The following is a 14,200-nucleotide window of genomic DNA, read 5'->3' as shown; positions in this document are numbered from 1 at the left end:
AGATTAAATTATTCTACCTTTAGCGAATTTGCGCCATAATTGCGCGTAAGTCCAGGTCCTTTCATTAGGTTTTGATGATATTGTATGCTGAGTTTTGTCTGAAAAATTGAGAGACGATGTCTTTTACAATCAATCGTGGAACCATCTTCTACGACGATGACTTCGAACAGAGAGGTATCCTGAGTAAGTAAGCTCTCGAGCAGGTCTTTGATTTCATCAGGTCTGTTATAGACGGGAATGATGATGGAGTATTTTAACATGATGATGCAAGATTAACAAGCTCAGAGATGTGTTGTCAATCTGCAACTGACGCATGAACTGGTCATGCAAAAACAACACTTCAATTATACGAAGAAACTATCAAATGACGCACTGAATTTTCGCTTTTGCAATGCAACAAAGCTGAGAGTGGTCGTCAAGTGCATTTGCGCAGCAGAAATACTGCAGCTGCAGCGGGGATGCTGCGGGTACTTTTGGTGGAAACTTACGGACGCAATCCGACTTCCTCGCTCGGTGCGCTTTCGCCTTCTTTGTCTAGGCTGGTAATAAAGTAAAAATACAAGGCGCCTTTTTTCGCTGATTTGTCCAGAAACTCTTGCTGGTCTGGTGGCAGCGTTGCCAGCACTGTCGGCGTTTTGCCGCGCTCATATCGGTAGAGCCTGTAACCTGATAGGTGCTCTTGAACTGTCTCCCCCCATGTGATTTTCACGCCTTGTGTCGTGGCAGCGGCGTGCACATCTGCAGGCGGCACAAGCGGTAACTGCTTGTACTCTACCTGTACAGGTGTACTCATGGCGCTCTTGGATTCAAACCTGCCAAAGGCTTGCACCGCGTATGCATAAACGCCAAACTCCGAGAGCGTCGTATCGGTCAGATAATTTTGCTCTGTGGAAAGCAACGAATCAGAAAGTGGTGTGAAGTCAGGCGTTTCTTTCTGCGAAACTTTGCGGCGATAGATGCGATAGCCTGAGATTGCCTCATCGTAAGATGTCATATCAAGCCAGAAGAGCATAACGGTCTTTTGAAATTTGCCGTTAGGCTGCGTGGCGGAAAGTCCTATGGGCGTTGGCAAACTAAGGGCAATCGCTGGGCGCGCATAAAGCGTGTCGGAGAAGTCGCTCAGCACATGGCTTTTGCTTTCGGAACGCACGGCGTAGCCGTAAGATTGTCGTCCGCTTAGTCCCAGACTTGAATCCACGAACAGGGTTTCTGCGATTTTTTCAAGCGTTACAAGTCCAGAGATAAGTTGAAGTGAATCGCCGTAGCGCGCATTGCGATAGATGCGGTAGCCGATGATGCTTGGATCGCTTGTCTCCACTTTGAGGCGTACGCCTTTTTGCTGTGCCTTCTGCGGCAGCAAGGCGCGGCGGCATGGGTTGCAGTTGGCTTTCGTAGATGCCGAAGCCGATGGCGCTGGGCTGAGAGCGTTCGCCGAAAGGACCTGTCATGACCAAGCGGTAGAAGTAGCGTTGCATCGCTTCAGCACCTTCATCGAGGTAAGTCGTTTGCGTAGGTGGCACAGTGGCAATGCGCTCAAAGCCTTTTTCGGAATCAGTACTGCGATAAATTTCTACGCTGACGATGTTGGTCGTTGTAACCATGCGCCACGAGAGTTGCAAGCCTACAGCGTCAGGCGTGTTCAGTGCGCGCAGGTTATCGGGCAAAGGGATGTTGCGAAAATCAAACGTAGTGGCAAGCGTGGTATCGGAGGGCGAGCCGATATTCCCGTAGTAATCGCGCGGCACGATAAAGTACTGGTAATACTTAGATGGCGCAACCAGCGAGTCGATGAGCGTGATGATAAGGCTATCGCGTCCGCTGGAGAGACGCGCGATGGTGTAAGGGACACTCAACGGTTCAAATGCACCATCGTCTTCGCGTCGGAAGGCTCGGATACCAAACCCTTGACGGCTCTTTGCCACAAAGCGCAGCGTGATTTGATTTTGAAGTTCATACTTGCTGGCGAACTTTGGTGCAATATCAAGTGACTGCGGATAAGAGACACTTGCGGAAATCACTTGTGTTTTAGTATTGCCGCTGGCATCGCAGCGAGAGACACGATAGTGATATGCTGTGTGGCGTTCAGCTGTGGAATCAAGGTAAAACATGCCCATGGCTAAACGCACTGCCAGAGGATTAGCATAGATGAAGGTATCTACGCGCGCGGGACTTTTTTCAACTTGCGTCCAATAGGTAGCAAGCGGAATGTCTTCTGCATCGTAGAGAGCGGGCTTTGTGCGCTTGAGTTGCTCGAGGCGCGTTTGCAGTTCCGAGAGCGAATTAGGCGATTCCACATCGGCAAGGCGCATCCACTCTTTTTCGTTCATTTTCTTGCGCTCAATGCGGTAGAAGGCAATGCCGCCGACGGGTTGCGCTTTGGAGATTTTGGCTGTGCCTAAGACGAGATAGATGCCTTGCGCGCCGCCGATAGCAAAGCGCTGCGTCGGTGTTTGTGCCCAGGCACTGAGCGCAGTTGACAAGCCAAGCAGAAGAAGCATGAAACGAGTCATAACTTTTACCGAAAGAGTGATGTTAGTTAGCCGATATCGAGAACCCGTTAGAGCCGAGTTTTAGTTGGCATTCAAAATTGAACTCCACTGATTTTCCAAACTTGATGCATGGCGTTTCCACGATAAAAAGGTCTATGGATTCGCAACTTGCGTCGCAGATTCCAATTCCCACATAAAAGCCACCGCCTATTTTAAGATTTGCACCACCGATGGCACTCCACGATTTAGTCGTAGGGTTGATGCTGCCCTTCGCATACACAGTCAAACTGCCCATTGCATAACCGCCGAAGCAGACTGGAATACCACTTGTACTTGTAACCGTACCTGCGCCAGCCTCAGCGCGGACAAACGCTGCAGCGCCCACATCGATCTGCGTACTGCCTGCGAAGTTCATGCCGAGCGACAGCGCCACACCATAGTAGCCTTTGAGGTAGAAGTAAAAAACCGGTTTCAAGTCGACGTCGATATTAGGCAGCGAGATGCCCGCAATGAAGTTCGTGGCTTCGCCCAAGAAGTAGAATCCTTTGAGGGTGTTATACTCAGCGGGAATTTCACGCAGTACATCGGGCACTTCGGGTTTCCACTGGTTGGCAGCGAACTTGGACGTGATTTCATCAAGAGATTTGATGTTGGGATACTTGCCGAGCACAGCACCGATTTGAAAGTCTATTGAGGGATTTTGCAATTGCACTCTTGCTATTGCGGCAAAGAACCATCCCTGCGGGTCGAAGCGAACATTGGCGCTGCCCAGAAGTTCATATCCAGATGTCGAGATATCGAGCGAAATAGCACCCTGCAATCTGCGCTTCTCAAAGTCGTAGGTCAGACTTAATTGACCAAATGGGGCATCAATATTCTTGAGCTCCACCTTCTGATTACCAATGTCAGTTTGAATGTCGCCTGTTACCACAAATGCCAAGCGTCCTGAAATGCCGTCATCGCTCTCGACATCACCAGCGAACTTGAACTGTTCCCACGCCGAGGGTGAGATGGGCTTCAAGCCGCCTGAGAGGTTTTTCAATTGCGATTTGCCGTTGGAGAAATTAAACGTCTGTCCGTCGTCGAGCGTGGCGGTAATTGTGCCATCTGGGGTTTTGCGTAGCGTGAGTTGAAACTCAAACATCTTATTGCCGCCCGCTACTGTTTCATAAATTTTGCCTTTGGCGGTGAAGCCTGTAGCATCCAGCGTCTGCGCGCCTTCTGCATTAGGGAACTTCATTGTTACCGCGTTGGGCTTAATCTCAAACTCCGTTGGTGCAATGCTGGCAACCGTGCTACCGCCTTTTTTCTCGAATCGCAGGAGTGTCGTTATCGGCTGCAACAGTGGAATGTTGTAATCCACTTGCCCTGAGAGTTGAATCAAGTTCTCGTAGAAGTTAGCTTGCGCGGGTTTGAATGTCGCCACGGTGTAAACCGTGAGTGCAGGATGATTGGTTTTGAGCGTAAAGCCACTTGTGCCATCGCTAAAGAGTGTGATATTGTCAAACAGCAGTTGGTCGCTGGGCGCGCAGTTCGGCAAGCTTTCAACGAATGCGGCATGCAGGTTCGTGCCTTTGCCAATTGTGAACGACCACTTTTTGTTGTCCCGGGTCGTATCCAAGCTGCGCGGCACTGCCTTGTAGGGTTTTCATTGTGGCAATACCGCCTGCAACAGGGAGATTTGAGAAGTTGTAGGTTGCGCTGCCTGCAGTTTCCAATCGCGTGGGCTCAATTTTGATGCCTGTAAAGCCAATATCCACACCGCCTGTTTTGATTGCACCTGTCTTTAAGGTAAAGCCGCTTTGCGTGCTAAGTGACCACTCGCTGCTTTCCAGCGTCCACTTTGTGCCGAGCGGAATGGCAATTTTCGTGGTGCCTGAAATCGGCAGCACGCCGCTGGGTGTCACCTCTACTGTACCGAGGTCCAGATTCATATCCGTCGGCGACACGTTAGTGAATGCTGTATGCACGCGTGTTTTTAGGTTTGCGCTTGCGTGGAGGAGGAATGAACTTGCGTTTTCCGCTTCGGACTCAAAACCGTAGAGTTTGAACTTGAGGTTGCCGCCGGTCGCATTGCCGATTTGGAAGCCTTGTGGTGCATTCACAGCGGACTGTGCATGTGCTGTCAGGGTGGGAATCACGAGACGCTCGGCGCCGGACTTATCGGGGCGAAGCAAGTAAAATGCGGTGTCGCTCGTTGCGCTGCCGCTAAATTCAAGGTTGCTTGTTGAGAAACTGAACGATGAACGACGCACATACACGCGCCCTCTCACTGCGCCCACGCTGGTATTATTTTCCAACGGCACAACCTTCAAGCCGCTAGGGTCAAAGACTTTCGCCAGAAATTGGTCATAGACGCGTACATCACGAAACAGATTTTTATCGGTGATGATAATTTGAGCGTTCTTCGGGCGCACAAACGGAATCCCTTTGCCATTATCGCTGCCCGCAACAGGCTCAATTGGCACGTTGGCAAACGCAAGGGCGCTGTCGTTATCCATGAGTTTGAATTGCGAATTGGCAGGAATCGTAACAAATGAACCATCAATGAAGACTTGACCGCCTTGCTCGCGTAGGTCATTGACCTCGATTGGGAAGCCCCAGAGCCTGGTAATATCCATATCATTGTATTCGCGCAGCACGAAATTGATTGCTGTGTGTGTGCCAGTAACATTGAGTGTCGTATCTGTGCCAACGGTTTGGCTCTGCGACTTTGAGGCGCGAAATTTGAGCCCTTGACCGAGAGGGACTTTTTTTAGCGTGTAGTTGCCCTGCGCATCAGTGAAGGTCTCTATCGGCAAGCCTGAGCCGCTTGAAACCAGACGCACACGTGCACCTGCGATAGGTCGGGCTCTGCCGACCAAGACCTTTCCACTGATACGACCTGCGCGCGGCAGAAATACAGTTCGACCAATGTAGCTCTTCGACTCCACAAAGACGCCGTTGTAGGTTACTTCTTTTGTGAGAAAATCTGACATCTGAAATCTGGGGTCGTTGGTCGTCTCGAGGCGAATCGTGTAGGTATTGCTTGTGTTAAAAAATGGCTCAAAGCGAGCGATACCTTGCGCATCCGTGATGACGGAAGGTTGATTCGGCAAGTTCGTGATTGTTACCTTCACTGCTGGAATGGGCTTATTAGCTTGTAAATTTTGCAGATAGCCGGCTGAAACTTCTTCAAGCACTCGGATTTGCATGCGTCGCTTCTTTTGATAGACCTTGAATGGCTCAAGCGTGACGGTGTTTGAGGGAATGTTCACAAAGAGTGTCTCTGGCGAGAAGTAATTTTGGTGGTTAGGTTTTACAATCACACGAATGTTGTTACCTATGGGCGCTTTGGCAGAGAAAAGTTCAGAGACGCTAACATTGCTGCCCATGCCGCTCGGAGTGCCACCGATGCCCGCGCCGCCAACACCGATAAATCCACCGCCCGGCGAGAGTGACACGCCGCTTCCGACATTTGACGACACACTGCCGCTCATAATACGCGATGTCTGCACCGCTACACCATCTTGAAATGTAACGGTTGCCGAAACGCCTTGACCTGTTTCGGCATCGATGACCGAGCCGTTCACCGTGGCTTTGGGCTCCAGCAGAATTTTGCCCAGCCATGTGCGCTGACCGCGTTTCAAGGATTCTCCATTATTGACCGGAACAATTTTTTCCTTATAGCCCGGCTTTGTGATACGCACCCTGCGAATAAGCGCATAAGGCTGACCGGCGCCAAACTCGCCTTTCGTGGTAGGCAGGCTCCAAAAGTTGAAGTCACCCCTGCCACCAGTGAGTTGTGTCTTTTCCGTTACAGGCAGAAACAGTGCCAAGTATTGCAGTTCCACGTTTGCGTTTTCGACAGGCTGATTCATATTCTGCGAGAAATACACGGCGCCGCTCACGCTGGGCTGCGAGGGCACAGCAAAGAGTGTCATGTCGCGCTGGCAGTCCGAGTAGTTCGGATAGTTGTTGTTCCACTTGGCGTCTTTGTCTTCTGGCGTGGTAGCGACAAAATTGCCGCTGGGCGACCACTTGCCGCGCGAGGTAAATTTCTGCGCCAAAAATCGATAGTTCAATGCGCTTGTGGAATCGAGTGTGGCCCAAATGATATAGTTGTCATTGGGGTTGAGATTGCGAATGAGTTTGAAAGTAACTTTCCCTTGCGCATCGGTTTCACCGATGGAAACCACTTTCAGGTTGTAAAGAAATTTCTCGGCATTGTCTGCCATCGTTTGCGAGCCAGCTTGTTTGCCTAACAGCACTAAGCCAAGATTGGGTGCGCCTGCCGCATTGCCTTCTTGGGGCAAGTGTGTCGGCACTGTCTCGCGTAAGACATAGACCTTGGCGCCCGGAATTGTTTGTCCTTGAAATGCCGCGCCTTGGTCTTCTTGCACGTTGCGTGCTTGGACGGTCAGCGTAAGGTCAAATGTGCGGACTTTGGCAACCAGCGTGCCCGCCTGACTGCCGCTCAGGTCAATGATTTGTTTCGGCTGAATCATCAGGTTATTGTCGGGACTGGTAAAGTAAGGGTTCTCGACTTCCACGCGCATCGTGATATATTCGTCGTAAGTAAACGAACCGTAGTTGAGGCCTTGTAAGGTTTTCTTGCCTCGATATCCCGTACTGTCGGTTTGCACAAAAGAAAATGTGTAATTGCCGTTGGCATCAGTGGTCGTCGTTGCTAAGGTTTTGAGATAAGTTGGTCGGTCGTCTCTGCCGACTTGATTCCATTTTTCAAAGTACTCACCCGCATTGAGGTCGGTGTTGGGTCCAGAGAAGTTTTTAGCGTAACGGTAAAGTGAGAGCCGCAGAGGCGTGTGTTTGAGCGGTCGCTCTCCAGTCGGTGCGACATTTGGCGAGCCGAAGTAGCTATAAACGATTTTGCCTCTCAGCACGGTATTTTGTACCACGGGCGGCTGCAGTGTCGGTTGAAACGGCAGCCACTGTGGCGGCGTAGGCGTCACAGGTGTAGGCGGTCGTGGCTGATTTTGCGCCACGGGTGGCTTAAACCTGAACACGCCGATTTCGCTTCTGCCTTCGTTGCGCGTTACAGGTATGCCACTGGCATTGACAACTTGCACTTGCCATACCCAACCAACCGCTTGCGCATACAAGTTAAAACTCGGCAGCGAGGGGCTGTAAAAAAATGATGTTCCAACAATCCCTGTCTGATTGACGAGCGCCGGATTGCTCTCAATTGCCTGCCGACGATTCTGACCTGCAAAGAGCGGTGCGATGCGCAAGTTGTAGCGCACATTGCTGACAAATTGCACGGGCGTCCACACAAAGGTCGGTGGCGCAGTCGCAAGCAGTTCGGCGTTATCGACAGGTGAGACAATGCTTGGCGGGTCAGGAATCAAGACCGTAAATGTGCGGCAGGGCACTTCCGCAATGGCTTGTCCTGCAGCATTCAAAATGCGTACACAAAATTCGTAATTGCCCTCAGGAATGCTATTTGTCGTTACTGCCGTCGAGATAAGGTTTTGGTCATACGTGATGGCTTGTTCAGAGACGAGGTCACGCCCGAAGAAGCTCGTCGTCGAGATGCCTGCCGGAATGGTAAAAGTTGGTACGGCGCCAGAGTTGTCGTTGCTTCGAGCAATCACGTTGCCGGTTTCGATATTGCGAATGAAGAACGATGCGCGGCAGTTGGGAAGCGCAGCTGTGCCACGATTGATTACAATGAGTTGCACGACGGTGCGGTCGTTTATCCAAGTCGACAGTTGTGGCGGCGCTGGGGTTCGGATGTTGAGCGTCGCGCTAATCTGTGCCATCGCTTGTTGCGAGAGCAAGCAGAGCATCAAAAGGTGCAGCGCAGCAGAAAGTCGGAGAAGTTTTTTCATGAAGCAAGACGATTGACGTTACTGTAATCCGATGGTGTATTGTAAAATCCCTTGAAACTCGCGGAAGGTTGGTGCGGTCGTCGTTGAGTTGTAAGCGTTTGCCGAAAGATTGAGGCTTAGTGTGCCGTAAGCACCAAAGCTGTATGATGCCGACAAGTTCCCCGTCAGTTGTGTATCGCTCCCGCTTGAATTGACGATATTGATCCCGCCTGTGAGCGACATCGAGAGTCTATCTTCAAGAAAACTGTATCCTGCAGTTTCCGTGAGCGAGAGAATGGAAATGTTTGTGCCACCCACGCTAGCGTTGTTGTAGAGCAGGGTCGTTGCTAAGGTTAGCGGCGATTGAAACGACTGCGACCACGATGCTAAGAGCGTGTGCGTGGTATTGCGATTGATTGCTCCGCCCAGAATGCTTTGGTCGTTCACATCTTGCAGGCTGTAACTAACAAAGAGGTTTGCAGGCGCCTCAAAGAGCGTGAATTGAAACCGTGGCGAAAGCACCAGCGACTGTGCGACATTTTCAATGCGCAAGGTGTCGTTGCGCGGTGCGGTGCGGATGCCGTAGTTCGAGTATTGTGCGTCCAATCCGATGCTAGGCGAAATCTGTGCCGTTGCCGAAAAGTTGGCAATGGTGCGCGAAGAGTTCGCAAGACGGTTGCTGCGCAGGTTGCTCTTGCGCATGCCGAAACTGCCACGCAAGAGCAAATTGCCTGAAAACAGCCGCATGCTGGGCGAGAGCGTAAGGTCAAAGAGGTCATTTTGAAGTTGCACATAGCCGAGCGAGACATAGCCTGGACCAATCCAGCGCCCGTTGAGACCGATGGTGAGGTCATCTATCGGTCTGGTGTTGATGCTGACGGTGGCAGCGCCATCGAGTTGTGTAGAAAAGCGCGTGGTGAAAATGGGCAAGTTAAAGTCATCGATCTTTGGTGAGCGAATGTCGTTGCTGAAAAGCGACGCGCCAATTTCGCCACTGACATCAATGCGGTCGGTAATCGGAAAGCCAAAGGCAAGTGAGGCAGCCAGATTTTCTGATGGTGGCAGCGTAGTTGTAAGCGCGCGAATGGAGTTAGAGTCATCGACGGCATACATGATATTAAGCGCGATGTGAAAGGCGTTAAGTTGTCCTGCACCAATTTTAGCTGCGAAGGCGCGGCGTTGGTATTGACCAAAGAAATTTTGCGTGGTATCGGCTTGCAGAGCGGTTCGGGTTTCGCCGTAGAGCGCAGAGACGCGAAACGTGCCGAGGTCTGTCTCGATGCCCCCGCCCAAGATGCGCGCATCGCCGAAAGTGAGTTCGGAGAGCTGCAGGGCAAAGTAGCCAGCGTGCAGCGTCAATTTGCCGTCAAAGAATTTTGGACTGACCCCAAACTGGTTAAATGGCTGTTGCAGTGCAAGTTGCTGTGTGGAAAGAAAAAGTTGGAACGGCAGTTGAATTTGATCGAAGAGTGTAACGTTGGCTTGCAGAATGGCGCGTGCGATGCTGCTGGGGTAGCGCGGGTTGGCGCCGCTGATACCGTAGCCTTCAGCACTCAGGTTGAGCGTGCCACTTAGGCGAATGGGCTGTGGGTCGCTTGCAGGTTGTGCGACACTGTTTAGTGTATAAAGCAGCGTGTGCAGCATGAGCGCTGCAGCGATGGTTGATCTTAAGCTGTTGGCGTGGTTCATAGTTACTCCTCTTTCAATTCCAAAGCACGTTCAAAGTGAGACAGAACATGTGTGAAGTTGAATGCAACAAAGATGATATGCGATAGTCTCCAAAAAGTCTCCGTTGTAACTGTGAAAGATTGGCACATAGTTAAGCGCAGTTCGCAGTTCTTTGAACTGAGGTGCTTGAATTTGGTTGGGCATGCACAACCGCGCACAATAGTTGGTTACAGGAACCCACGTTCATTGCAGGCTGGCAGCAGAGAGTACACCAACAAAGACAGTGTGGCAAACCCAGTTGCAAATCCACATATCTTTGCACACTCAAAACTAACTTGGCACGGTTGCAAAAGAGGCGGACATTTTAAGAAATTGTGAGAGTATTTAACCGTGAGAGATTTTCGTTATGGCGTTGCTTTATGTCGAAAAACTGTTTAAGGCACTCTCAGTCGAGGAGCGCAAACAACTGGCTTCAGAATTACGTCAGTCGCGTTCTGCAATGTTGCTTACGCTGTATGAGATGCTCACAGAATTTGAAAGAGAGAGCAAGACGCTTTACTGCTCCAAAGCCCTTGCTTTCAAGCGGCTTTACGGTCGGGCGTATTCTCAGAAAGAAGATTATCTCTTTCGGAGTGAATGCCACGCATTAGCCGATAAAATTGAACAGTTTCTGGCGCGCAAGGCGCATCAAAAAGAGTTTGAGCAAAATCGTTATCGTCGAGAATTATGCCTTTTGGAGTCGCTGCTTGAGCGGCGCTTATGGAAGGAGTTCAAATCGCGCTACGAAAAAAGCCTCAAAACGGCTCTAAGCGCCTGCGAGTTCGATATTGCCTTTGCAATTGAGCGACTCTACCTGAAGTATCTAAGCCAAACAAGCGTGCAGAGCGTAGAGACTTTGCAAACCACCCGTGCCGTATTGGGGCAAAGTGTGCGCACATTAGAGCACGCGCTTGCTACGCATTATGCTAGACTTAAATCCATCGATGCTGTCACGTTACACTACATGCAGCACTATGGCATCACTGCCGACGAGCTTGCACCGATATCTCTTGAGCACATCGCATCGCCCGAAAATGCGCTTACGCAATACTTCCTAGCAAAAGCGCAAGCATTCCGTCAGTTGAACAGCATTCAAGTCAATGCAGCCAAACGCGCCTTAGAAACCATAATGCAAGTCGAAAACGATACGCCTGCCGTTCTCTACGAAAAGATGGCGATTATCACCAATGTAGGACTTACCTATATGCTCAAGATGGACTACGCCGCTGCACGTGATTACTACGCTCAAGCAGTTGCTTTTTGCGAGCAACACGCACTGTCAATTGACACTTCGCTTATTTTGAACCTTATCAGCGTAGAGATGAAATTGGAGCACTACGAAGCTGCGCTGGAATTGCTAAAAATCCACTGGTCTGGATTAGCTGAAACAGAGACAACGCTTCTGCGTGCTGAAGTGATGCATGTTTTTTCTTTGATTTTTCTGGGACGCTCTGCTGAGGCTCAACGCTGCATTCCAAAAGTTGATGCCAATAACTCTGACTTTTTGCGACGCTACTACCGCTACGCGCAAATAGCAATTTACTACCTAGCCAAAGATTATGAGGCCGCCTTACGTGAAACCATGAGTTTTGCAAAATACCTACGCCGCCATAAAACAAATCCTGATACGATTTACGATGTACGGCTGGTAAGTTTTTATAATCGCTTTCTTAATACTATCTACCGCGCCACTTCTCCTAAACAACCCGCATTGTTTGCACCACTTCACAAAGAGTTTGACACAATGATTGATAACAATCTCTTGCCCAAAGATACACAACCTGTCATCTGGCTTAGACGCGAACTCAGAAAACTTACTTCTAACTGAGCAAGAAGCATCGTTTTTAGAGTCATAGATTTTAGCTGTAAAAGATAACGCGTAGTCGTTGAGCCAGAACAGCACAGCAAAGAGAATACAGGCACTTCAAACAACCCCAGAGTGGTCGTCGAGCTGTAACTGAAGGCACAAAAAGTATCAGGCAAAGGGCACTGCGCTAAGGTGCGTTGTGAAAATAAAAAAGGTCTGAGCGTCGGGAGCATCGCACTGCTGTATGAGTCAAAAGATGCAGGTGCTGAGCAATAATGCACGCCATAACGAAAGCCCCCTTAATGGCGTACGAGATGCTTCGCGCCATAGCGCCACACCACAAACACGAGAACCCCAAGCAGGATAAAACTGTTGTAAGTGAAAATGTCAGGAGGCATAACAAAGATGCGGCTAGTGAGGTTGATGGAGAAGTGCAGCAGAATAATCGCTAGGACGCTGCGGGCGTTGTTGTCATAGACCCAAGTGAACAGCACCGAATAGATGACAACCACATACAGGTAGCTGCCCAGAAACACAGGATCGGTGCCATTCTGATGCAAAAACGATCCTGGCCCCGCCAGCAGTGGCAGATGCCATGCCCACCAGATGATGCCTAAAATCACGCTAGACACAAACGCCGAGTAACGCGCCTGTAACCAGTCCAAAGCGTAATCACGCCAGCCCAGTTCTTCCGAAAAGGGACCAAAGATAAACACAAAGATAAGTGTAGTTACTAATAAGCCCAGGTTGCGTAGTATTTCAAAGAGTGGAGAGGCATCGAGCGCGATACCAGTAATCAGAAAAGTGAGCAGCACCGTGACAGGATACAAAAGCAGGATGGGTAAGAACCAGATTGTACGAATCCGCTTGAGGTCAAATATGCGCCGCCAATAATCTCGAATGAAGTCCTGATCGTCGGTACGATAGACTATGATGATGCCGGCAATTGCGGGCCCGAAGCTCCCAGCACTGCCACAATGCCAACTTCGAGGTCAGTGAAGATATTTCGTCCAGTGAGTGCGACAAAGAACCAGCATGTCCATGAAATGCCGAACGCAATTGCAATGAAGAGCCAAGGGAATTTGTCTGTTTGTGTAGAAGCCGTAGCATGATCTTGCTTGAAGGGCTGCATGTCTCTTTGAGTTTTGTTTGTTAAACTAGGTTTCATAGTGCTGGAAAAACATGACAACGGATGTAGCAAGTGCAAAACCTCAGAATTCCACTTTAACACCGCCGACAGGTAAAAATCCGAATTGCATTACGCTCTGCGCAGTGCCGACGGCAACGTCGGATCGGATGAGAGGCTTGTAATCGGGCGCGGTAACGCTAAGTTGGTAAGTTTTCGGCGGCAAGTTTGTTAGTCGAAATTTTCCTGTTAGGTCGCTCAATGCACCGATGGTTGTACCGATAAGTTCTATTCGCGCGCCGATAACTTCTTGCTTGGTGATTTTGTCAATAACTTCACCCTCAATGATACCTGTTTGAGAAGCGACAACCGTCGAGTCGGGCGGTGCGGTCGCAGTTGTGTCCGAGGTTTGTGCATGAAGCGGTGTTGCAACAGCTCCGAAGAGTATCACAAAAAATATCGCGCATGCAAAGCGAGTCTTAAAAAACGTGTCCATGATGATATATGTTGAGGTTTAATACTGCAAAACTGTTGAAATAGCTCGGCTCATAGCTTCTTGATTTGGTGCTAAAAAGTTCAATAGGAAATGCCGACGGTTTTTCGCAGATAGGTGTTGTCCGAAAGTTGTTTGAGCATAAACGCTGCAACATCGGCGCGCGAAATCGTCCCTTTGATATTGGCTGAACTGTAGTCGGTGACCACATGATACTGACCCGTGCTTGCGCCGTTGGTCAGTCCTGTCGGACGCACAATCATCCACTCAAGGTCGCTTTCTCTGATGTAACGCTCTTGGACGTCTTTATCGGCATAAGGATTTTTTCCCCACGCGGTTTCACAGATGAACCGCTTCACGCCGAATTTTTTCATGGCGTCAATGATGTTCTTGGTGCATCCGACATGGTTGTATTCGGCTTCGTGGTCTTGCCGCCAAGTGCAGACAGTACAACCTCTTGCTCTTCCATGACTTTTTCAATCGCAGCGGCATTGAGCATATCACCTTGTGCTGTGCGTAGCTTCGGGTGCTGAAGCGTGAGTTTAGCGCGGGTGCGCACAAACGCCACAACGTCGTGTCCTTGTGCCAGTGCTTGCTTAACGAGTTCTTGTCCCGTACCGCCTGTTGCGCCAAAAATGAGCAGTTTCATACGCCCTCCCTTTGATAGGTACTTTTGATACCTGTTATGATTATAAACGATGTTTATCAAACGGGTAAAAAATTTTAGGATTTTTTCAGACCTTCAACGCCCAGTTGCAGTACCTGAAA

Annotated in this window: 10 protein-coding genes and 1 pseudogene; 1 reads left to right on the top strand and 10 read right to left on the bottom strand. The window is 49.9% G+C overall.

Going from position 1 to position 14,200, the window contains the following annotated elements:
• Positions 1-8: 8 nt before the first annotated feature.
• The 6 genes from CMR00_12070 to CMR00_12045 form a co-directional block, all read right to left on the bottom strand.
• Complete coding sequence (locus CMR00_12070) at positions 9-260, bottom strand: hypothetical protein (protein PIO47133.1); 252 nt, start codon at positions 258-260, stop codon at positions 9-11.
• A 224-nt stretch (positions 261-484) separates the two neighbouring features.
• Positions 485-1,318, bottom strand: a complete 834-nt coding sequence (locus CMR00_12065) for a hypothetical protein (protein ID PIO47132.1) — start codon at positions 1,316-1,318, stop codon at positions 485-487.
• Positions 1,221-2,498: a hypothetical protein gene (locus CMR00_12060; GenBank protein PIO47131.1), complete on the bottom strand. Its 1,278-nt coding sequence runs from the start codon at positions 2,496-2,498 to the stop codon at positions 1,221-1,223. Before CMR00_12060 ends, CMR00_12065 begins: the two co-directional genes overlap by 98 nt.
• Positions 2,499-2,532: 34 nt before the next feature.
• Positions 2,533-4,110: a hypothetical protein gene (locus tag CMR00_12055; protein PIO47130.1), complete on the bottom strand. Its 1,578-nt coding sequence runs from the start codon at positions 4,108-4,110 to the stop codon at positions 2,533-2,535.
• Positions 4,034-8,320 carry a hypothetical protein gene (locus tag CMR00_12050; protein PIO47129.1) on the bottom strand — a complete coding sequence of 1,429 codons (4,287 nt, stop codon included), beginning with the start codon at positions 8,318-8,320 and terminating at the stop codon, positions 4,034-4,036. Before CMR00_12050 ends, CMR00_12055 begins: the two co-directional genes overlap by 77 nt.
• Before the next feature lie 18 nt (positions 8,321-8,338).
• Positions 8,339-9,988: a hypothetical protein gene (locus tag CMR00_12045; GenBank protein PIO47128.1), complete on the bottom strand. Its 1,650-nt coding sequence runs from the start codon at positions 9,986-9,988 to the stop codon at positions 8,339-8,341.
• 385 nt (positions 9,989-10,373) lie between these two features.
• On the opposite strand from CMR00_12045, the gene CMR00_12040 reads away from it, so the two are divergent.
• Complete coding sequence (locus CMR00_12040; protein PIO47127.1) at positions 10,374-11,834, top strand: hypothetical protein; 1,461 nt, start codon at positions 10,374-10,376, stop codon at positions 11,832-11,834.
• Positions 11,835-12,112: 278 nt separating this feature from the next.
• Here CMR00_12040 and CMR00_12035 read toward each other — a convergent pair whose 3' ends face one another.
• From CMR00_12035 to CMR00_12020, 4 genes and pseudogenes are all read right to left on the bottom strand, one after another.
• On the bottom strand, positions 12,113-12,760 hold the full coding sequence (locus CMR00_12035) for a hypothetical protein (GenBank protein ID PIO47126.1): 648 nt from the start codon (positions 12,758-12,760) through the stop codon (positions 12,113-12,115).
• Positions 12,742-12,945 (bottom strand): hypothetical protein, encoded by a 204-nt coding sequence (locus tag CMR00_12030; GenBank protein ID PIO47125.1) that lies wholly within the window; start codon positions 12,943-12,945, stop codon positions 12,742-12,744. The genes CMR00_12035 and CMR00_12030 overlap by 19 nt, the downstream gene beginning before the upstream one ends.
• Before the next feature lie 79 nt (positions 12,946-13,024).
• Positions 13,025-13,435 (bottom strand): hypothetical protein, encoded by a 411-nt coding sequence (locus CMR00_12025; protein PIO47124.1) that lies wholly within the window; start codon positions 13,433-13,435, stop codon positions 13,025-13,027.
• A gap of 80 nt (positions 13,436-13,515) precedes the next feature.
• Positions 13,516-14,081 (bottom strand): annotated as a pseudogene (locus CMR00_12020) (hypothetical protein).
• Positions 14,082-14,200: the final 119 nt, after the last annotated feature.

The organism is [Chlorobium] sp. 445 (assembly GCA_002763895.1).
Classification (GTDB): domain Bacteria; phylum Bacteroidota; class Chlorobiia; order Chlorobiales; family Thermochlorobacteraceae; genus Thermochlorobacter.
The sequence above is the reverse complement of the archived record's forward strand: the minus strand, read 5'-3'. Positions and strand labels throughout refer to the sequence as shown.

Bases quoted from the DNA above. Each gene is read 5' to 3' on its own strand.
- CMR00_12045 (PIO47128.1), bottom strand. From the start codon at position 9,988: ATGAACCACGCCAACAGCTTAAGATCAACCATCGCTGCAGCGCTCATG.
- CMR00_12030 (PIO47125.1), bottom strand. From the start codon at position 12,945: ATGCAGCCCTTCAAGCAAGATCATGCTACGGCTTCTACACAAACAGAC.
- CMR00_12070 (PIO47133.1), bottom strand. From the start codon at position 260: ATGTTAAAATACTCCATCATCATTCCCGTCTATAACAGACCTGATGAA.
- CMR00_12040 (PIO47127.1), top strand. From the start codon at position 10,374: ATGGCGTTGCTTTATGTCGAAAAACTGTTTAAGGCACTCTCAGTCGAG.
- CMR00_12050 (PIO47129.1), bottom strand. From the start codon at position 8,320: ATGAAAAAACTTCTCCGACTTTCTGCTGCGCTGCACCTTTTGATGCTC.
- CMR00_12025 (PIO47124.1), bottom strand. From the start codon at position 13,435: ATGGACACGTTTTTTAAGACTCGCTTTGCATGCGCGATATTTTTTGTG.
- CMR00_12060 (PIO47131.1), bottom strand. From the start codon at position 2,498: ATGCTTCTTCTGCTTGGCTTGTCAACTGCGCTCAGTGCCTGGGCACAA.